The sequence below is a fragment of the Sphingobacterium kitahiroshimense genome, assembly GCF_025961315.1.
Taxonomy (GTDB): Bacteria; Bacteroidota; Bacteroidia; order Sphingobacteriales; family Sphingobacteriaceae; genus Sphingobacterium; species Sphingobacterium anhuiense.
On record NZ_JAOQNK010000001.1, the window covers coordinates 2,992,986 to 3,014,220 of the forward strand.

The 21,235-nt window shown below is 37.2% G+C and carries 23 protein-coding genes and 1 other RNA gene; 7 read left to right on the forward strand and 17 right to left on the reverse strand.

Going from position 1 to position 21,235, the window contains the following annotated elements; genetic code table 11:
* Positions 1–19 precede the first annotated feature (19 nt).
* The 4 genes from M2265_RS13275 to accD all read left to right on the forward strand — a co-directional run bounded on the left by M2265_RS13275 (position 20) and on the right by accD (position 2,870).
* On the forward strand, positions 20–1,504 hold the full coding sequence (locus tag M2265_RS13275) for an MFS transporter (protein ID WP_132772395.1): 1,485 nt from the start codon (positions 20–22) through the stop codon (positions 1,502–1,504).
* Positions 1,497–1,724, forward strand: a complete 228-nt coding sequence (locus tag M2265_RS13280) for a DUF6814 family protein (protein WP_021188509.1) — start codon at positions 1,497–1,499, stop codon at positions 1,722–1,724. Before M2265_RS13275 ends, M2265_RS13280 begins: the two co-directional genes overlap by 8 nt.
* Before the next feature lie 84 nt (positions 1,725–1,808).
* An RNA gene (gene ffs, locus M2265_RS13285) (signal recognition particle sRNA small type) lies at positions 1,809–1,906 on the forward strand.
* Positions 1,907–2,027: 121 nt separating this feature from the next.
* Positions 2,028–2,870, forward strand: a complete 843-nt coding sequence (accD, locus tag M2265_RS13290; RefSeq protein WP_021188511.1) for an acetyl-CoA carboxylase, carboxyltransferase subunit beta — start codon at positions 2,028–2,030, stop codon at positions 2,868–2,870.
* Positions 2,871–2,936: 66 nt separating this feature from the next.
* Here the strand turns inward: accD and M2265_RS13295 are convergent, their stop codons facing one another.
* Entirely contained in the window at positions 2,937–3,278 is a 342-nt protein-coding gene (locus M2265_RS13295; RefSeq protein WP_132772397.1) for a hypothetical protein, read from the reverse strand.
* 199 nt (positions 3,279–3,477) lie between these two features.
* Between M2265_RS13295 and M2265_RS13300 the strand changes: the two genes are divergently transcribed.
* Positions 3,478–3,813, forward strand: coding sequence for a MerR family transcriptional regulator (locus M2265_RS13300; protein WP_021188513.1), 336 nt, complete (start codon positions 3,478–3,480; stop codon positions 3,811–3,813).
* A gap of 7 nt (positions 3,814–3,820) precedes the next feature.
* Here the strand turns inward: M2265_RS13300 and M2265_RS13305 are convergent, their stop codons facing one another.
* Together M2265_RS13305 and M2265_RS13310 are read right to left on the reverse strand one after the other, a co-directional pair.
* Positions 3,821–4,315 carry a metallophosphoesterase family protein gene (locus M2265_RS13305; protein ID WP_132772399.1) on the reverse strand — a complete coding sequence of 165 codons (495 nt, stop codon included), beginning with the start codon at positions 4,313–4,315 and terminating at the stop codon, positions 3,821–3,823.
* A gap of 1 nt (position 4,316) precedes the next feature.
* A complete protein-coding gene (locus M2265_RS13310) occupies positions 4,317–5,024 on the reverse strand; it encodes a tRNA1(Val) (adenine(37)-N6)-methyltransferase (protein WP_132772401.1) in 708 nt (235 codons plus the stop codon).
* A gap of 97 nt (positions 5,025–5,121) precedes the next feature.
* Here M2265_RS13310 and M2265_RS13315 point away from each other — a divergent pair, with 97 nt between their 5' ends.
* Complete coding sequence (locus M2265_RS13315; protein ID WP_132772403.1) at positions 5,122–6,300, forward strand: hypothetical protein; 1,179 nt, start codon at positions 5,122–5,124, stop codon at positions 6,298–6,300.
* Here the strand turns inward: M2265_RS13315 and mutS are convergent.
* Positions 6,297–8,906, reverse strand: a complete 2,610-nt coding sequence (gene mutS, locus M2265_RS13320) for a DNA mismatch repair protein MutS (RefSeq protein ID WP_132772405.1) — start codon at positions 8,904–8,906, stop codon at positions 6,297–6,299. The genes M2265_RS13315 and mutS overlap by 4 nt on opposite strands.
* 258 nt (positions 8,907–9,164) lie before the next feature.
* On the opposite strand from mutS, the gene mtgA reads away from it, so the two are divergent.
* The gene (mtgA, locus tag M2265_RS13325; RefSeq protein ID WP_132772407.1) at positions 9,165–9,893 is read left to right on the forward strand and encodes a monofunctional biosynthetic peptidoglycan transglycosylase; all 729 of its coding nucleotides are present in this window, start codon (positions 9,165–9,167) and stop codon (positions 9,891–9,893) included.
* A 64-nt stretch (positions 9,894–9,957) separates the two neighbouring features.
* Here the strand turns inward: mtgA and M2265_RS13330 are convergent, their stop codons facing one another.
* The 13 genes from M2265_RS13330 to M2265_RS13390 form a co-directional block, all read right to left on the reverse strand.
* Complete coding sequence (locus M2265_RS13330; protein ID WP_132772409.1) at positions 9,958–10,413, reverse strand: ABC transporter ATPase; 456 nt, start codon at positions 10,411–10,413, stop codon at positions 9,958–9,960.
* Between the two features lie 14 nt (positions 10,414–10,427).
* Entirely contained in the window at positions 10,428–10,970 is a 543-nt protein-coding gene (locus M2265_RS13335; RefSeq protein WP_132772411.1) for a DUF420 domain-containing protein, read from the reverse strand.
* 1 nt (position 10,971) lies between these two features.
* Positions 10,972–11,700: an SCO family protein gene (locus M2265_RS13340; RefSeq protein ID WP_132772413.1), complete on the reverse strand. Its 729-nt coding sequence runs from the start codon at positions 11,698–11,700 to the stop codon at positions 10,972–10,974.
* Between the two features lie 5 nt (positions 11,701–11,705).
* A complete protein-coding gene (locus M2265_RS13345; RefSeq protein ID WP_021189364.1) occupies positions 11,706–12,083 on the reverse strand; it encodes a cytochrome C oxidase subunit IV family protein in 378 nt (125 codons plus the stop codon).
* 27 nt (positions 12,084–12,110) lie between these two features.
* Positions 12,111–12,845: a cytochrome c oxidase subunit 3 gene (locus tag M2265_RS13350; protein ID WP_021189363.1), complete on the reverse strand. Its 735-nt coding sequence runs from the start codon at positions 12,843–12,845 to the stop codon at positions 12,111–12,113.
* A 9-nt stretch (positions 12,846–12,854) separates the two neighbouring features.
* Positions 12,855–13,442 (reverse strand): heme-copper oxidase subunit III, encoded by a 588-nt coding sequence (locus tag M2265_RS13355; RefSeq protein WP_021189362.1) that lies wholly within the window; start codon positions 13,440–13,442, stop codon positions 12,855–12,857.
* A complete protein-coding gene (gene cyoE, locus M2265_RS13360) occupies positions 13,442–14,350 on the reverse strand; it encodes a heme o synthase (protein ID WP_021189361.1) in 909 nt (302 codons plus the stop codon). The genes M2265_RS13355 and cyoE overlap by 1 nt, the downstream gene beginning before the upstream one ends.
* Positions 14,351–14,428: 78 nt before the next feature.
* Complete coding sequence (locus tag M2265_RS13365) at positions 14,429–15,472, reverse strand: COX15/CtaA family protein (RefSeq protein ID WP_132772415.1); 1,044 nt, start codon at positions 15,470–15,472, stop codon at positions 14,429–14,431.
* 76 nt (positions 15,473–15,548) lie between these two features.
* On the reverse strand, positions 15,549–17,411 hold the full coding sequence (locus M2265_RS13370; protein WP_206368676.1) for a cbb3-type cytochrome c oxidase subunit I: 1,863 nt from the start codon (positions 17,409–17,411) through the stop codon (positions 15,549–15,551).
* A gap of 28 nt (positions 17,412–17,439) precedes the next feature.
* Complete coding sequence (locus M2265_RS13375; protein ID WP_132772417.1) at positions 17,440–18,777, reverse strand: cytochrome c oxidase subunit II; 1,338 nt, start codon at positions 18,775–18,777, stop codon at positions 17,440–17,442.
* Positions 18,778–18,819: 42 nt separating this feature from the next.
* On the reverse strand, positions 18,820–20,055 hold the full coding sequence (locus M2265_RS13380; protein ID WP_021189358.1) for a hypothetical protein: 1,236 nt from the start codon (positions 20,053–20,055) through the stop codon (positions 18,820–18,822).
* A gap of 19 nt (positions 20,056–20,074) precedes the next feature.
* Entirely contained in the window at positions 20,075–20,713 is a 639-nt protein-coding gene (locus tag M2265_RS13385; RefSeq protein WP_380918722.1) for a c-type cytochrome, read from the reverse strand.
* Positions 20,697–21,233 carry a DUF3341 domain-containing protein gene (locus M2265_RS13390; protein ID WP_021189356.1) on the reverse strand — a complete coding sequence of 179 codons (537 nt, stop codon included), beginning with the start codon at positions 21,231–21,233 and terminating at the stop codon, positions 20,697–20,699. The genes M2265_RS13385 and M2265_RS13390 overlap by 17 nt, the downstream gene beginning before the upstream one ends.
* Positions 21,234–21,235 lie beyond the last annotated feature (2 nt).

Genomic DNA, 21,235 nt, shown 5'->3' on the forward strand with positions numbered 1-21,235 from the left:
AACAACCTTATAAATCTAAATGAAAGAAAATACAAATACCAAAACTATTTGGAAAGTAATCGGTGCGTCCTCCATGGGAACACTGATTGAATGGTATGACTTTTTTATCTTCGGAAGTTTATCCATCGTCATTTCAACCAAATTTTTCCCTGCGGACAATCCGACTGCGGCTTTCCTTTCTACCTTAGCCACGTTTGCTGCTGGTTTTGTTGTCAGACCCTTCGGTGCACTTTTTTTCGGTAGATTAGGAGACCTTATCGGAAGAAAATACACATTTATGGTTACACTGTTGCTCATGGGAGGTGCCACTTTCTTGATCGGTTGTATACCCAGCTATGAGAGCATTGGCTTTCTTGCCCCCTTACTGGTACTGATCTTACGTTTATTGCAAGGGCTGGCACTTGGTGGTGAATATGGTGGAGCGGCAACTTATGTGGCAGAACATGCCCCTGAAGGTCAACGTGGCTATTGGACATCCTGGATACAGACGACAGCAACTTTCGGTTTATTTATCTCTTTGGTTGTTATACTCGTAACAAAATACATCTTGACCGAAGAACAATTTGACGCCTGGGGATGGCGTGTTCCATTTATTCTATCCATATTGATGGTGTATGTGTCTTACCTCATCCGTAAAAACATGAGTGAATCGCCCGAGTTTGCCAAAGCGAAAGAAGAGGGTAAAACAAGCAAAAATCCTTTAAAAGAAAGCTTTGGAAACCGGTATAACTTAAAATTTGTGTTGCTTGCTTTATTTGGCGCAGCTATGGGACAAGGAGTCGTATGGTATACGGGACAATTCTATTCCATGAGTTACATGAAAACTGTGATGCACCTCAATTCGGACGAAGCTGATATGATCTTAGGAACGGCATTGCTGATCGGAACACCATTTTTTATTCTTTTTGGCTGGTTAAGTGACAAAGTCGGCCGTAAATGGATTATGCTTTTGGGTATGCTACTGGCACTTTGTACCTATAGACCTATATACAAAGCGATGTATCAACTAGCGGATACCAGCACAAAAGAAGTGAGCTCGACCAATACATTAAAATTGGCCGATAACAAGCTTCAAACGATCATCCAGTATACTGATGGAACACGTTCTCAAGAAATAAGCCATGATCAATCGACCGAACAAGATACGCTCATTAAAAAAACGGTAACTGTGCATGGTAGTAACCGCATAGGTTTAACGGCATTGATATTTATTCAGATCATATACATCACCATGGTGTATGGACCAATCGCGGCATTTCTGGTGGAAATGTTTCCGGTTAAAATTCGTTACACGTCCATGTCCTTACCTTACCATGTCGGTAATGGCATTTTCGGAGGCTTATTGCCTGCAATTTCGACTTACCTGACGACAAATGCGCAAATTGCTCAGGATCCTGAATTTTATTTGGCAGGACTCTGGTATCCGATCATTATTGCGGCTGTATGTTTCATAATCGGATCGTTGTATATTAAAAATAAACCTAATCACCTCAACAATGGATAAACTAAAAAAAATATTAGGGATTCTTTGGATTGCGCTGGCGCTATTTACTGCATACTTTTGTCTTTTTGAGCTCGCAATTCCTAAAATAATGATCGGACATCAAGAAGATTTAGTATTCGGAATCATTATTATGTTCATTTTAACACCAATTATCTCACTTGGTCTAGGTCTTTTTGGGTATTATTCGCTCTGTGGCGAGTATGGAAAAGACAAGACTTAAAATTATTCTTATTGACTATCAGCGAAGTAAGCACTAATAGCAAAATATCTTTCTTTAGAAGGATTTTTTTTCTACTTTTGTGACGGGTAAGTCTTTTACGACCAGCTCCCATTGACTCCCCCAGGTTGGGAACAAAGCAAGGGTATTTGGTTGAGCGGTGCGATAAAAGGAGCTTACCCATTTTTTATGCCCAAAATTTCGGGTCAGCTTCCTTTCACAAATCGTAAATACACAGCAATTTTAAGGAATACTTCTACTAAACAAAATAATTTTGTTTATTTGTAACTGAATTAGAACTATCGTATGAGTTGGTTTAAAAGAGATAAAGCCGGAATTAACACGGCAACAGAAAATAAAAAAGAGGCGCCAGACGGATTGTGGAACAAATGTCCATCATGTAAAAAACCGTTGTTGAACCTTGAACAAATCGAAAACAATTACGTTTGTCAATACTGTGGATACCACCTTAGAATTGGTTCTGCAGCTTATTTTTCAATCATTTTTGATAATAACGAGTTTACTGAATTATTCCCGACATTAAGCTCAGGTGACCCGATCAATTTCTTCGATTCAAAACCTTATACAGAACGCTTAAAAGAAAGTCAGGCTAAAACAGGTCTGGTTGATGCTATTCGTTCTGGCCATGGTAAAATCGATGGGCAGGAACTGGTTATCGCTTGTATGGACTTTAACTTCATCGGAGGTTCTATGGGTTCTGTAGTAGGTGAGAAAATTGCACGTTCCATCGATTACTGTATCGAACATAACATTCCTTTTATGTTGATTTCCAAATCAGGTGGAGCCCGTATGATGGAGGCTGCATTCTCATTGATGCAAATGGCAAAAACAGCGGCAAAATTAGCCCTATTGGCTAAAGCAAAACTGCCTTATGTGTGTTTGCTTACAGATCCGACGACAGGAGGTGTTACCGCTTCTTACGCCATGTTAGGAGATATCAATATTGCTGAACCTGGAGCTTTAATCGGTTTCGCAGGTCCACGTGTTATCAAAGAAACAATCAAAAAAGATCTTCCTAAAGGATTCCAGACTTCAGAATTTATTTTAGAGCACGGCTTCCTGGATTTTATCGTAGACAGAAGACAATTAAAAGAAAAAGTATCAACATACTTGAGATTGATTAAATAATAATCGGTCTTTAAAATATCTTCGGTGGAACACCGAAAAAAACAAGAGCTCCTACTATTGGAGCTCTTATTTTTTTAGATACTTTAGAAAAGCCCAAAATCTCCGCTTGGATAAATAATCAAAATCAGCCTCATTCGCATAAGCCTCCCGCTCGTAAGATATATTCAGATAAGCCTGATGGAAATTTCTGTACTGCAGATAACGAAATAAAAATTCAATAAGATAACTGATATAAAAGAATATGATGAGTAATTCCACCGCCTGCCTCATATGTATCTGCTCATGATTGATCAATTGACGGTTATCTTTAAATATACGCTTCTTTAGAAAAATAAAAGGATAAATAGTAATGGCATCAGCCTTTCCCCATGAAAATACTTTTGTCCAAAACCGACTAACCAAAATCATATCTTTTCAAATTAAATCCAATACTATAAATTACTACGAATCAAGATAGATAATTTTTATTATCTATCTTACATTGTATATTTCCTCTATAAAATAATTCTTGATGGTAGAGGAAAGAACGATAAATTTGTTTTATATTAGGTGCAACGATATTCAACAAATTTATCTAAGTTTGTTATATAAAAATTAACAGATTAGTATGCCTTACAAAGAGCGCGAAATTAATAAATTGTATTACACGATGGGTGAAGTGACAACCATGTTTGATGTCAACGCCTCCCAAATTCGTTTCTACGAGCGTGAATTTGATATTATTCAACCAAAAAAGAATAAAAAAGGAAATCGTCTATTTACCCAAGATGATATTGCTAATTTAAAAATCATCTTCAATCTGGTTAAAGATAAAGGTTATACCCTTCAAGGTGCACGTGAATATCTGCGCACTAATAAATCTGAAGCTAAAGAAAATCAGCGCGTCGTCGATTCTTTAGAAAAATTAAAGAGCTTTTTATTGGAAGTACGCGACAGCTTATAATGAGTTGCTACCTTCCTGCAAGTTCAATAATTTCTAAATTTTCAATTTTACTGCCATTAATTTCAAAGCGCATAAGTGTTCTCACTTTGTGCCAGCCCTGTTTTCCCGCAGCCCCTGGATTTAGATGCAGGCATTTTAACTTCTGATCATACATCACCTTCAAGATATGCGAGTGCCCCGTAATAAAAAGCTGGGGAGGATGAGTAGTTATCTCCTTTTTTATCCGTGGTACATACTTACCGGGATATCCGCCGATATGTGTCAACCAAACATCTACGCCTTCACAGGTGAACCTCAGATCTTCGGGAAAACGATGACGTAGTCCTTGATCATCGATATTGCCATACACTCCACGTAAAGGTTTAAAACCTTCCAGTTGGTCTGCAACTTCGGCATTCCCAAAGTCACCAATATGCCAGATTTCATCACAGTTTTCAAAGTGCTTAAACACCGACTCGTCCAGATAAGCATGTGTATCTGATATCAATCCAATTCTTGTCATACTAAAAAGCTAAAAAATAAGGTCGTAAAGCAGTCTTATACATTTCTGAATAAACACCTTTCGCTTCATAAATTATAAAATCAGAAACTGTTGAAACTCCACGATAAGCTTTCTGAAAAACAATTATCTTGCGGATTACGGCATCACCTTTGAAAGATCGGATCTGAATCTCCTCTTTTAAACATAAATCCAAAGTTTCCGCAATATCCTTCAGTTCATCGGCCAACAGTTTTGGAACGATCAAAGCCAATTGCCCATCTACCTGTAGTTTGTCTGCTGCGAAGGTCAACAGCTCGTTAAAAAACTGAAGATCGGTATGTCTGGCCAACTTCTTCCTCGCATCGGGATTATGCAACGAATCGGTATAAAATGGCGGATTAGAAATAATAAAATCAAAAGAGCCTGTATCAGTAAAATCTTGAAATGAACAAGCGTGCATCACCATTCGGTCTCCAAAATTGGAGTTTCTAAAATTTATTGCTGCACGCTTCGCGGCTGCAGGGTCAATTTCCACAGCGATCACCTCGCTATCCGCACAGCGCTGTGCTAACATAAGCGCAATCACACCTGTACCTGTACCAATATCTAATATACGTTCCGAGGATTCAACATGAACGAGTGAAGCTAATAACACAGCATCGGTATTAATTTTCATCGCACAATCAGATTGATCAACGGCAAACTCTTTAAACTGAAATATAGAAGCCATTGTCACAAAGATAATTCTTTTAAAACCGTTGCACTATTTGATCTTTACAATATTTGAATAAATTTTTATTACTTTAGGTCAATAAAAACAAATACGTATGAACCGATATATTTCTGTTATTCTCTTCAGTATTATCACCCTATTCACGATCATTCCTTCATCCTTTGCACAAGATAAATGCGAACTAACGATCAACAGCTCGCTTGACCCCTTGACTAAGATATTAAATGCAAACCAGTACGATAAATTAGCATCGATCTTAGCTCAGATAGAACAAAGCTGTGGGACTATAGAACTTGTTCAGCGAATCAAAATAGTACATTTGATCATCGCTAAACAAAGTAGTGGCAATGCCATCGAGCGTTATTTAGACAATGGTTTTGATGAACAATTATTGAACCGCTTTGCTGATGCTGCAAGAGAGGATTTTGCCTATCAGTATGAATCTAATAAACAACAATATAATTATGTTCCACTAAGACATCCGATCGACCAGCTCATTAAAACACGTGCAAAAGCTTTATTGCAGTCTCAATCCTATACGCTTTCCGATGCAGAAATTGACATCTTAAATCTTTTTTCGAACGAAGAGTTATTGCGTAACCAGGCATCATCTGTAAAACAAACGGTACCTGAAAAACAAGAGCATGCAGTAAAAGAGGAACTTGAGGAGACATTAGCTTTAGCAGATTATTACAATAAGTCTAAGATAGGTTTTCTTCCATATATAGGTGTATATGGTCCTTTAGGTGGAAAAAACACCACATTTGGACCTAATCTTTCTCTTGGTTTTACTATTATGAGTTCGCTCCAAAAGTCATTTATATTTGAAGGGGGATTTAAGGTCCGTATCAATAGCAACGATAAAAATTTTGACTACAATTATTACGATCAGAGCGAATCTGTGAATTCCAATTTCGGTTTATTTTTTGGCGGAGCTGTCGGTTACAAAATCTATGATAACACCAAGTATATTGTCATTCCTAAACTTAATATCGGAATAGATATGGTCGACACAGGAATATCTGAAGATATCTATACAGATGGTTATTACGATGGCTATGGCGATTATATATCCGGCGGAAATTCCACAAAATTACATACTGTGAATACTATGCACTTGGGACTTAGTATGGCAGGAATGCGTCAGATTAAAGGAAAAAATTATATAGGAATAGAAGCTGGATATCATTATACCCCATACCAGTGGGATCATAATCTTCTCAGCAACATCTACAACCACTACGGAAGTATTGAATTATTTTTCAGATTCTAATTTTTCAATAACCGCTGGATCTCATCCAATTTCATAAGCGCTTCCACAGGGGTCAACGTATTCACATCCAAATTATTCAGCATATCACGGATTTTCTCAAGGACGGGATCATCAATCGAAAACATCTGTAATTGATAGGCTTGCTTTTGGATTTTGCGCATACTATCCTTAATCTGTTCGCCACCAGTCCGCTCCTGCTCTAATCTTTTTAAGATTTCATTTGCACGGGATAGTAATTTTGGTGGCATACCTGCTAATTTAGCTACGTGGATACCAAAGCTATGTTCTGAGCCTCCTGGAACTAACTTACGTAAGAATATAACCTTATTGTTCATCTCCTTAACCGTCACATTATAATTCTTGATGCGGGGCATGGAATTGGTCAATTCATTCAATTCATGATAATGAGTAGCAAACAATGTTTTGGCCTTAGCTGCAGGATGGTTGTGAAGAAATTCAGCGATAGCCCAAGCGATAGAGATACCATCATAAGTGCTTGTTCCTCGACCAATTTCATCCAATAAAATTAAACTCCTGTCAGAGAGGTTATTCATGATACTGGCCGTTTCATTCATTTCAACCATAAATGTTGATTCACCGGACGATAAATTATCAGATGCTCCTACCCGGGTAAAGATTTTATCCACAAGACCTATCTTTGCTTCCTTTACAGGAACAAAAGAACCGATCTGAGCCATGAGTACGATTAATGCCGTTTGGCGCAAGAGCGCCGATTTACCGGCCATATTAGGACCAGTAATGATGATAATCTGTTGCGTCGTATTATCTAAGTAAACATCATTCGTGATATAATCTTCACCAATGGCCATTTTCTTTTCAATCACAGGGTGACGACCACCTTTAATATCTAATACTTTACTTTCTGATATGTCGGGCTGAACATAATAATTCTTTTCTGCGATAACAGCAAAGTTCAAAAGCACATCTAATTTCGCCAGTAACTGGGCATTCAATTGAATCGGTTTAATGAAAGCCGCAATAGCAATTAACAATTCGGCATAAAGACGATTCTCAATGACCTGAATTTTTTCCTCAGCACCTAAAATCTGATCTTCATATTCTTTTAGCTCCTCGGTGATGTAGCGTTCGGCATTCACCAAAGTCTGCTTTCTAATCCATTCTGTAGGTACCTTATCACGGTGTGTATTGGTAACTTCTAAGTAATAGCCAAAAACATTATTAAAAGCAATTTTAAGGGAAGGGATACCAGTTGCCTCTGCTTCTCTCTTTTGGATTTCGATTAAATAATCTTTTCCTCCGAAAGCGATCTTACGTAAACGGTCCAATTCATCGTCCACACCATCAGCAATTACATTTCCTTTATTCAAGGCAACAGGAGGTTCTGCGAAAACTTCTTTTTCAATCTTATCACGAATGATACGACAGACATCCAGCTGATCAGCAATGGCTCGAAGGGCTTCAGAATTTTCCTGATTCGTTAGCTCCTTTAATTTTTCAACAGCATATAAGGCACGTTTCAACTGTACAATTTCGCGGGGTGAAGCTTTCTGAAGACCAATTTTAGAAATAAGCCGCTCAAGATCGCCTACATACTTAATCTCTTGAATCAAGGCATCGCGTAAATCTTTATGCTCAGAAAAGTAAGCAACCACATCGAGACGCTCTTGAATTGATTTACGATCTTTCAATGGCATTACAATCCAACGTTTTAATAAACGCGCCCCCATGGGAGAAGCAGTTTGGTCCAAAACATCCGATAAAGTCGTCGCATTTTCATTTGCAGATCCGATCAGTTCGAGATTACGAACTGTAAAACGATCTAACCACATGTAACGATCTTCTTCAATACGCGAAATATTAGAAATATGCTGCAGATTGCGGTGTTCTGTTTCATTCAGATAATGTAAGGCAACACCGGCAGCAACCATCCCAATAGGCATCCGGTCGATACCAAAACCCTTCATTGAATTAACTTCAAAATGTTTCAATAAGTGCTCTGTTGCGTAATCTCCAGTATAAGGCCATTCGTCTAGCATATAGGTATAATACTGACTCCCGAATAGCTCCAAAAATTCTTTGGATTGCTTACGCGACATGATGACTTCAGTTGGTTTAAATCCCTGCAAAAGTTTGTCAATATAAGACTGCGTACCTTGTGCGACTAAAAACTCACCAGTAGAAATATCTAAGAAAGAAATTCCGATCTGCGTTTTCTCAATATAAATTGAGGCTAAATAATTATTGGACTTCTGTTGGACAATATTATCATTATAAGAAACGCCAGGAGTCACCAATTCTGTTACTCCACGTTTAACGATGGTTTTGGTTTGCTTAGGATCTTCCAATTGGTCACAGATAGCTACACGCTGACCTGCACGGACAAGTTTTGGCAAATAAGTCTCCAGAGAATGATGCGGAAAACCTGCCAGAGCAGTTTCCGATTCGGTTCCATTTCCTCTCTTAGTTTGTACGATCCCTAAAATACTGGCGGCCTTAATGGCATCTTCACCAAATGTTTCATAAAAATCACCTACACGGAACAACAATAATGCACCTGGATATTTCACCTTGATCGCATTGTACTGCTGCATTAATGGAGTTACCTTTTTTTCTGCCTTTGCCAATTGGATTTCGTTTATTGATAATAAGCCGTAAAAATAACATAATCTACCTGATTAGACAAACGATCTCGTAGAATATGAAAAACTTAATTCTCTTTTCGCCTTAAATCATTTTTCAATATACATACATACCGAAGAATATCCATTACCTCGATCTCAGGCTTGTAAAAAAGAACATCTAAAAAAAAGCATATCATAAACAATACTGAACATAACAATTGGGCAAAATATTTCGTTCCTTTGCATTGTTTTTCAAAAGATATGGCAATTAAAAGAACGAATCAAGTAAAGAAAAAAAAGGTTCAAACAGGTTGGCAAAAAAAAGTTAAAACTTGGTCAATACGTATTGTTGGAGGTTTCTTTGCAATAACTCTATTTTGGGTACTCGCACTTAAACTGATCAATCCACCTATTACCTGGCTCATGATCCAACGTGGGTTTGAGTTACAGGCAGCTGATAAAGGATTTAAACTGGAAAAAGATTGGTTAAATTACGATGAGCTCTCGGACAACCTAAAACGTGCTGCGATAGCAGGTGAAGATGCTCATTTCATGACGCACTGGGGTTTTGACACTGATGCTATTCAAAAAGCTATAGAGAAAAATAAAGATGGAAAAAAATTACGTGGGGGAAGTACAATCAGTCAGCAGGTAGCAAAAAATGTATTCCTGTGGCCAAAGCGTTCTTGGCTTAGAAAAGGTTTAGAAACTTACTTTACTGTTTTAATCGAAACATTCTGGAGTAAAAGAAGAATTCTGGAAGTCTATCTCAATGTTATTGAAATGGGGCAAGGTGTTTATGGAGCAGAAGCTGCATCCCAGTATTACTTTAAAAAATCAGGATCTACCTTATCAAAGAAACAAGCCGCACTGATCATTGCAATCCTGCCCAATCCAAGACAGTGGGATGCCCGAAATCCTTCAGCATATGTCAATCGTAGAGCAAATAGTATTGTTCGTTACATGGATCATTACCAAATACCAGAATAGCAAAAATATGATCAGGTTATAATAAAAGAAGCGATGATTAATCAATCATCGCTTCTTTTATTATCTAGCCGAAAACTCGTTTATGCCAACTTTCTCCAAAAGGAATCTGCCATTTATCAGTTAAAGACGCTAAAGAGGTGATCGTATTATCAAAGACAACAGTTGTGTCGTCAATTTGACCATCTTTTACTAAATTTTCAAATTCAGATCTGGATGCAGCATGCAACTGACCTTCCTTTTTGAAAGCAACGTTCATACGATCAAAAAGCTGAATATCAAAATCTGCTTCTAGTGTCTTCAAAAAGCGAACGGAACTGTCAATTGAACAACCAGATGCTGCAGCAATCTGCTCATCCACGGATAGCACAATAAACAAGTTATACCTAATCTCCGCCTGAGCAGATAAAGGTTCTCCATGCACTTTCCAGCCTGCGGCAAAATCTGCCAACCTGTTTTGAATCAATAACGCTTCATCATCAGTAAAGAAACGATTTGATTGATATACCCACGCACTTGTCATAACTTTTGAATTAATTAGTGAACATAATATGGTGAAATCATCAAATATACAATAACACCCGTTACCGCTACATATAACCACATCGGGTAAGTAATACGTGCTATCTTTTTATGTCTTTCATACGACCCGGCAATACCTCTTACATAAGTAATCAGTACAAAAGGGATAATAATAACAGATAATACTATATGTGTTATTAATATAAAATAGTATATCGGGCGTAATATGCCCTCTCCACCGTATGGTGTAGAGTTAGCGGTCATATGATAAGCAACATACATCCCTAGAAACGCAACAGAACAACATACACAAAGTTTAATTAATCTTTCATGTAATTTACGATTACCTTTTTTAATCGCTAAAACCGCCCAGAACAATAATACCGCAGTGATACCATTGATCGTTGCATATATAGGGGGCAAAAATCCCAAAGGCTCTACATCATACCCTAATTTGCGTAAATTAACGCCAAACAAAGCTGCTACTACAAGTGGTATAACAACCGATAAAACGACAATCCACTTATTATACTTCTTCTCTTCTGCTGTTTGTCCCATTTTATTTAGTTTCAATCTTTGGAGGATGATTTCTTATTTCCTCCACAACCAACAATTTAATCTCATCACTTAAGCGTTCCGCTTCCTTTTTCATCGTGATATCATAAAATCCTCTGATCCTACGTTTCGTATCAATCAAAACGTAAGATGATCCTACAACAAAAGGATTATTGACATCTGCTGTGGCTAAAGCATCCTGCAGTAAACCATCTTTTGCAAATTTAAAGATATCCGAATTTGGTTTACTTACAAAGTACCATCTTTTATCTGAGGGATCAATATTCTTAATGTAATTTTTTAATACATCGGGTGTGTCATAAGTCGTGTCGACAGAAACAGAATAGAACTTAATCATCTTATTATGTCTAAACTCACCAGATATCTTATTTAGGCTATTAATCATTGTTGTCGAAAACGACTTATCTCTTGAATAAAAAAGATGTACAACAGTAATAGCGCTATCCTTCCCAAACAGCTCAACGGGTTTGCCATCGTAGTTGATAAAAGACATATTTGGAACCTCATGATAGATTGTATCCATGATATCTCTGCCCCATTTACGATGGGTAGTACCTGGAACTTCTTTCTGACCGAATATTGGCAAAGTAGAATACGAATTCGCCATTCCAGTTCTATTCAGCACTACATACAAAAATCCTGGCAATAATAATATTATTGCCAGGATCATGATAGTTTGAATACCTTTATTTTTACCAGTATTTTTACCCATTTATTTTATTTATTTTCCCACAACTGGTGAGGATGCAAATCATTCAATAAGAAGTTACCTTCAGTTAGCATTAAAATGATAAAATAAATAATGAAGATAAATACAATACTTACAGTAACGATGAAACTGGATTTCTCAAATTTCAAGTGCATAAAGTAAGCTACAATATAGTAAGCTTTTACTAATGTTAATACAATATAGATGGTATTAACTAAAGCACCTTTTGCTAAGATTTGCCAATGATGAACAAACCCCAATGCGATTAAGAATTCGACAGCAGTTAATGCTAAAAGGACGAAGAAAATTCTCCAGATACCCTTTTTGTCCATTCCTTCTCCGTGTCCGTGCTCCTCATGAGCAATATTATCGTGATGTTGTGACATAGCTTTTCTAAAATTAAAAACTTATAATTATACTAAATAGAAGAATGTAAATACAAACACCCAAACTAAATCCACAAAGTGCCAGTATAAACCTACTTTTTCAATCATTAAATACGAACCGCGATTCTCGAATGTGTTATTCAAAGTCATGCACAGGACGATAATATTTAAGATAATACCTACAGTAACGTGAAAACCGTGAAAACCTGTGATCGTAAAGAACAGATTGGCAAACTGCAACGCTGAAGTATAGGAGATATCATGTGTAAAATACGGTTGCAAAGCATCTTTAATAGCATCACCCTCTAAACCTGTAGCCGGGTTTTGACCAAACCAGAAACCAGCATGGTGTAAGTGAGTCCACTCAATCGCTTGACAGCCTACGAAAGCAATACCACCAAGTATTGTCCATAACATCCATTTTACGACTTCATTTTTTGAGTTACGATGCCCTGCTTCTACAGCTAAAACCATAGTCACAGAAGACATAATCAAAATAAAAGTCATAATACCAACGAACACTAAAGGTTGTCCGTGTTCTGCAATACCTGGTATAGATTGGAAAATCTTATCCGCATCTGGCCATGTACTATGTGCAAATCGTTGCGTTCCGTAATAAACCAAAAACGCAGAAAATGTAAAGGCATCCCCAACTAAGAAAAACCACATCATGATTTTTCCGTATTCCAAATTCCAAGGTGATTTTCCACCATTCCATGGACCGGTTTTTACCTTATCCAATTGTGATACAGTTGTACTCATTGTTTACTATTATTGATTCAAAAGTAAGAAAACATATATATAAATCCACAAAAGATCGAGAAAATGCCAAAAAATAGTGGCTAGATTCATGCGGAATTGATTGCCGTCTGGAGGAAGTGGTTTAAATACTCCCACTAAAGCGGTAATCAACACGATCACTCCCGCAATAATATGTGCTAAGTGCATTCCTGTAAAAACATAAACAAAAGACTGTGACGCATTGTTATTCACAAAATAAACGCCTCTTTCTGTTAATATTTCCCACGAATAAACCTGTAGCGCAAAAAATATAATTCCCAAAATTAAGGTAGCAAAAAGCAACGCTTTCTGTCTAGCCAAATTACCTACCTGCGCTGCCTTATAAGCAAAATGCATGGTAACACTACTTAAAACAATTGCCATCGTACTATAGATAAAAGTATCTGGTAATAATGTTTTAAGTCCTTTATCAACACCACTTGCCGTATAGACTATAAAACCGCTGGACAATGCTGCGAACATCATAAACATACCCAGCATCCCCAACCATAGGGTGAATTTTTGAGCCTTACGCGATACTAACTTCTCGTCAGTTTGTTGTACTCCTTGATTTAACATTATTTCAAAGGTATAAAGTCAAATAATAACACTAATTGCGTAATAGGAAGATAAAAAAATGAAGTAAACATCACTTTTCTAGCCGAAGCAATATCCTGATTCTTAAAAAGCTGAAAGCCATAATAAGCAAAGAACACACCCCCTATCGCAGAAACAGCTGTAAAGATCCAGCCTCCGAAACCATAATACATGGGAAGAAATGCTGCTGGTATCATGATCAATGCCGAAAGAAAGACCATAAAAGCAGAAATCTTATCACGCTTGGTTGTTGGCAATAACCTAAAACCCGCCTGTTTATAATCGTCATCAATCACCCATGCTAGAGACCAGAAATGTGGGAATTGCCACAAAAACTGAATTCCAAACAAAATAAATGGAATCATAATGATTGCACTTTCATTCGTTTGACTGTAGATCGCTAAGTCATCTTGACTAAATGCAGCAAAATAACCAATCAATGGTGGCAATGCACCAGGAAAGGCACCTACAAATACAGCAATCGGTGATTTTCTTTTTAATGGCGTATACACAAATGCATATAACAATATGGAAAACACCGATAATAATCCCGCAACAAAATTCAAACGTACCAAAACCAAAGTTCCCAAGATTCCCATAAATAAACTTAGAATCAAGGCCTGACCAGTTGTCATTCTTCCTGAAGGAAGCGGACGGTCAGCAGTACGGGTCATTAACTTGTCTAGATCTTTTTCGATAATCTCATTGAAACCATTCGCTGCACCTGTCACTAGGAAGCCTCCTAATGTCAATAGCAACCAATTGATCCACAAAATATCCCCTCCAAGTTGCTTTGCTCCGATCAAAAAAGAGATGGATGCCGAAAAAACAACCGTTAATGTCAGTCTTAACTTAACTAATTTCTTGAAATCAGAAATAAATTCTTTCATAGCGACAAATGTCCTCTTTTTAATTGTTTGTACAAAGTAAAAACTAAATTACCTTATACATCCATTTCATTCATTCAATTAACGTTGCGATTTTCCTAACAACAACATCAAATAATATTGACATCCAAATAAAAGACTGCCAATGACCAAATGAGTTGTCTGTGCGAATGCAGGAACAGCAAATCTTGCCAGGATAATACCCGATAACATCTGAATACCTACTAAAATAAAGAGTAGCGTACCAAATCTTGCTTGAACTGTACTACTACTAAACTTTGTACGCACTAAAAAGAACAATACAATTACTAAAATCAAAGAACTATATGCTAGCCAACGATGTATTTCAAAATGTTGGCCAATATTTTGTATAAAATCTTCTCTAGGCATACCGGAAGCTGTCAACATATCAACAATTTCCCGTACTTCTGTTCCGAAGACAACCTGCACTAACATCAACACTAAAGAGACGATAGCAAGTACTTTTAATCCACTGGAATCTCGGTTAATCAGGATGGACTTATCCCGTAATGTTGTTGCTTTAAAGTAGGTATAGATGGAGATTGCTACAATAACCAATGCAAGAAGCATGTGTACTGTAATCACCCAAGGAGTTAAATTAGTTGAAACAACTATCGAACCCAACCAAGCTTGAACGACAACAACAAAAACATTAACCACCGACCAAATAAAAATTGATCGTTTAGATTTAATATAGGTAAAAGAATAGATGGCTGTAAACAGTAAACAAAAACCAGCTACAACACCAACTAAACGATTGGCATATTCTGTCCATGTTTTTGCTACATTAAACTCTTCATGTGCAAGAATACTTTTGTCATGACGAATTTTAGTTGCCAAATCACGATAGCCAAAGAATTCAATCATCTTGGCAAATCGCTCATTTTTCTTAGCTCTACCTGTTATATAATGTTCTTCATAACCAACCGGCAACTGTGATACATCCGTAGGGGGAATAATCCGATTAAAGCATTTAGGCCAATCGGGACATCCCATTCCAGACCCCGTACTACGTACAACACCTCCAGCTACAATCACTAAAAACAAAACAACTATTGTAATGAAATTGGATCGAATAAAACGCTTTTCAGCTGCTGGAAACATATCTTTTACCTTTTTGGTTATCAATAATATTTAGAGTAAGTCATTTCGCACAACTTACTCTAAATATTCATTTTACTTATTTTTTATTTTGAGCATCCCATTCTGTCTGGATACGCTCAGCTTCTTCATTACCTTCGAAATCATGAAGGAAATTAGAGCTCATTGTTTCTGAGAAAGGTACAGTCTGAGGAATAAAATCTTCATCATGTCCTGGCTTACTGTAGTCATATGGCCAACGGTGTACTGTTGGGATCTCTCCTGGCCAGTTACCGTGGATATGTTCTACTGGAGTAGTCCACTCTAATGTATTGGACTTCCAAGGGTTCTGAGGAGCTCTTTCTCCAAAGAAAATGGAGTAGAAGAAATTGAACAAGAAAGCTACTTGACCTAAACCTGCAACGATAGCTGCCCAAGTAATTAACATGTTAACAGAAACCCATTTCTCCATGAAGGCAAACTCAGTAAATGCATAGTAACGACGTGGAACGCCATCAATACCCATAAAGTGCATCGGGAAGAATACCAAGTAAGCACCGATAAATGTCATCCAGAAGTGTAAGTAACCCAATTTAGTGTTCATCATACGACCAAACATTTTAGGGAACCAATGGTAAACACCACATAACATACCGAAGATCGAAGCAGATCCCATTACCAAGTGGAAGTGGGCTACAACGAAGTAAGTATCGTGCAGGTTGATATCTAATGCTGCATTACCTAAGAATAATCCTGTAAGACCACCTGAGATAAAGAAAGATACTAAACCAATAGCAAACATCATAGCTGGAGTGAAACGGATGTTACCTCTCCATAATGTCGCCATATAGTTAAATGCTTTTACCGCAGAAGGAACTGCAATAATCAATGTTGTGATCATAAATACACCTCCTAAGAAAGGATTCATACCTGTCACAAACATATGGTGACCCCAAACGATAAATGATAAAACTGTAATACCAATTAACGAGTAAACCATGGCATGGTAACCAAAGATCGGTTTACGAGAGTTTGTTGAGATAACCTCCGAAGTAAGACCCAATGCAGGCATAACAACGATATAAACTTCCGGGTGACCTAAGAACCAGAATAAGTGTTGGAACAAAATTGGAGATCCACCTTCATTAGGTAAAATCTGACCTTGAACAACTAAATCTGATAAATAGAAAGAAGTACCGAATGAACGGTCAAAAATCAATAAAACAACTGCTGATACTAATACTGGGAAAGATAACATACCTACGATGGCAGTTAAGAAGAAAGCCCAGATTGTTAAAGGCATTTTCCAAAGATCCATACCTTTAGTACGCATGTTCAAGATTGTACTTACGTAGTTAATACCACCGATCAACTGTGATGCTACGAAAAGAACCATACTTACCAACCATAAAGTCATACCTGTAGCAGACCCTGCAATTGCTGTAGGTACTGCAGATAGCGGTGGATAAATTGTCCAACCAGCTGATGCAGGTCCACTTTCAACAAAGAAAGAAGCAATCATGATAACCGAAGCTACAAAGAACATCCAGTAGGACAACATATTCATCAAAGGAGACGCCATATCGCGTGCACCGATTTGATAAGGGATCAGTAAATTACTAAAAGTACCCGATAGACCCGCTGTTAAAACGAAGAATACCATAATGGTACCGTGAATGGTTACCAGAGAAAGGAAAAAATCAGGGGCAATACGACCACCTTCAGCCCATTTACCTAAGAATACTTCCAGAATCGGAAATTCCTTATCCGGCCACGCAAGTTGGATACGGAATAAGATGGATAAGATCATAGCAAATACCGCCATGAAAATACCCGTGATCAAAAATTGCTTAGCAATCATCTTGTGGTCACCACTGAAGATATACTTCGAGATGAATGACTCTTGATGATGTCCGTGCGAATCGTGATGCTCAGCGCTATGCGAAATAACTGTACTTGACATATTCGTTTTTAAAATTCAATTATTCTAATTAATTTAATGAAGCAGTAAGGTTTACGCTATCTTTTAACTGTGGTGTTTTTACTTCTTTAGCGGCAAACTCTTTCTGTAAATCCTCAGTAAAATATTTATTTTGCGTCGCTAACCATGTTTTATATTCCGCTTCACTAACAACTATTACTTTTTTCTGCATATTATAGTGACCTTGACCACATATCTTGTTACATAACATAACAAAATCGTATTTAGGATCATTCATACGCTCACGCATTTCTTCAGTCGTCACAGTAGGAGTGAATTGGAAGTAATTCGTCATACCCGGTACAGCATTGATCTGAACACGGAAATCAGGAATGTAGAATGAGTGAATAATATCTTTCGAAATGATGTGGAAACGAACAGACTTATTAACCGGAATCACGATATCAGCACCTTGAATATCATCCCATGAAGTTTTATCATTGAAATCGATACCGTAAGGATTAGTCGGAGTTGTTAATTTATAATTACGTTTTCCAATCTGACCATCTAAACCTGGGTAACGCACATGCCAAGCAAATTGCTCACCTAACACTTCAATCTGAAGAGCAGATTTTTGTAAATCTTCTGGCACATTTGTAATTGATCTCCAAGTAAAGAAACCAAATAATACCAATACTGTCAAAACAACAGCTGGAACGATCGTCCAAATCTTTTCAATCGTATTGTTATGTGGTAAATAGTAAGCTTTACCATTTTTCTTCATTCTATAAATGAACGTAAACGTCAATAATAAAATGTGTGTAATGATCAATACAAAAGTTGTAATAACTGTTGTGATGATAAACATCGTATCGATCTTCGCACCATGCTCTGTTACAGCGTCTCTCCAAGACATACCACCATAGTGAGAGAATGAATAATAAACACCTCCTAAGAAAACAAATAGGAAGATGAATAATAACCATGCCTGGAAACTATTTGATGCTAAAGGATTATGCTTTCTATTCATCTTATTTGTTAACTCATATATTGAGATAACTTTACCAATAACAGCAACAACTGTACAGATAACTAAGAATAATAAAACATAATAAATGAAGTTTTTATAGACTTGAGGGTCTATCTTCTTCTCTACCTCTGCAGCTTTGGCGTCAACTTTTGTTGTAGCCGTACCTGCTGACGCAGCAACTTCTGCTTTTGCAGTTGTAGCCGAATCGACAACATTTGCTCCAGCAGCTGTTGCATTAGCTGCAACAGCTTCCGTAGCTTTAGTCGTATCTACCACTACAGAATCTTGGCTTGCAAACGATGGGACTGTGAATAACAACCCGATTGCAAGGACCAAACCTGAGATGGATTTGAATCTATTATTTAATTTAAAGCTCATTTCTTTATAACGATTTTACGTAATATCCCTTTAAAAGCGAAACTATATTTGGTGATGTAAACTCTCATCCAAGAAAGGATGATTTTTAGCCACTAAGCTCTGTTTACTCAATTTACTCATTACTAAGAATGTAAATAAACCTACAAATCCAAGTGCTGTACCAATTTCTACAATACCAAACCCACGATGAGATTCAACTGTACCAGGCATAATCATGATATAGTAATCTAACCAGTGACCTGCTAGTAATAAAATCGCAACGAATAACATGGCATTTTTCTTACGTTTTGCATCACGATCAACTAAAAGCAATAAAGGAGCTAAAAAGTTGATAACAATGTTTAACCAGAACCATGGTTTATATTCCGGCTCCCAACGTTTGTAAAAATATACAGTTTCCTCAGGCATGTTAGCATACCAGATTAAGATAAACTGTGCAAACCAAACATAAGTCCAGAAGATAGAAAAACCAAAGATCAATTTACCTAGATCATGTAAATGATTTTCATTTACCCAGTTCATGTAACCTGCTTTTTGTAATACAATTAAAATAATTGTAATCACACAAAGACCACTAACCCACATTGCTGCAAAGTTATACCAGCCAAACATCGTAGAAAACCAATGTGCTTCTAATGACATGATGGTATCAAATGACCAAATTGGAGTTGTGAAACCAAAAATAACTAAAAATATAGCTGATAATTTAAAGCTCTTTTTATAAGAATTTAAACCACCTTCTAAATCTTCTTTATAAGACAATTTCGCTAAGATAATGGCAAAAATACTATATAGTCCCATAAAAATTACCTGGCGACTTAAAAAACCTGAAAAATTCAAATACCATGACTTTCCAGCGATGATACTATCATAAGCAGGGCTATTCGGATCTGTAAGACCTTCTGCATACCAGTGATGGTATAGATTGTGAGTGCTTAATCCCAATGCAACAATCACTAATAAAATGATTGACGCAATAGGCAAAATACCTGCCATAGCCTGAGGTATACGGATGATACCAGCTGACCAAGCAGATTGTGTTACATATTGTAATGCTAGGAAAAAAGCTCCAGCAGCACATACACATGTAAAATAATAACCCATCAATAATAAGTTAGCATAAGTACGCTCTACTAGAATATGATCGCCCATAAGCATTCCGTAGGCTACTGCAGCTATACCAACAACGATTGCGATGATACTGAATGTTTTTGCTTTACCAGCAAACTCGAATCGCTCGTTGAAATTATAATCGTGATGATGATTGTGAGTTCCCATTTATTTATCTGATGTTAGATTATTTCTTTTGTAATTCATGAACGTACATAACAACTTCCCAACGTTCTTCAGGAGACAACTGCGATGCATGCGATCCCATTGAGTTGTGACCGTAATAAATCGTATGGTAAATCTTACCATCTGTCAAATCAGCCATCATACCGCCACGAGAAGAATTTGCAGCATCCGTTTTATGATAAGACGGTGGATTAGGGAAATTCTCAAGCTTACGTGTGCCTCTAGAATCTGTAATTTCACGGTCTTTTGTAATAGAACCATCACCTTTACCTTCTGGTCCGTGACAAACAGCACAGTAAGTAGTAAACAAAGCTTGGCCTTTTTCAAGTCTTGCCTGTGTTAACTCAAAAGGGTTAGTAACTTCACGTCCTGCGCGTTCGTAATCTTCCAAAGTGTTAGCATATTCAAATCTGGTAAAACCGATTGGATCTGTACCTTTTGGAGGTGTTTGTGCAGTTTGCTTGTTTTTAAAATTCTCGTTTGGTTGATCAGGATTGAAAGCAATCGGATCGTACATGTTGCGAGAAAACTCCCAACCTGTACTACGAGTAGTCTTGTCACCACAAGAAGAAACGACTGCTGTCAACGACAGAGCTGCACATACTGTAACTAGTAAATTCTTCTTATTCATAACTAACATATTTTCTATCATTGTACTTAACTTCTACAGCACCGGCTTCTTTCAATAAAGAATCGATCAAAGCATGGTCTGTGTTCTCACGAGCATCTATAGCGATAACGAAACGATCATCTGTAGCTCTTAAATCCATTACGCGAGGTGTACGTCCCGGGAATAAATGATTGCGATAAAAGAAAGTTGCAACCATACCCAAGGCACAGATTAAAATAGTCACCTCAAATGTTACTGGAACAAAGTTCGGGATAGCGAATGATGGTTTACCGCCGATATTCATTGGCCAGTCGTGTACCATTGTATAGTACAATAAACTGAATCCTAATGTTGTTCCTAGTGCTCCAAAGCAAAATGCTGCAATAGGCAAACGCGAAGGTTTAACGCCCAATTTATCTTCAATACCGTGAATTGGCATTGGAGTAAAGCAATCATAGATGCTTACATTATTTTTCTGCAATTTGTCGATCCCATGCATCATTTCATCCGGATCAGCAAAACTACCTAATATATATTTTGTATTGCCCATTG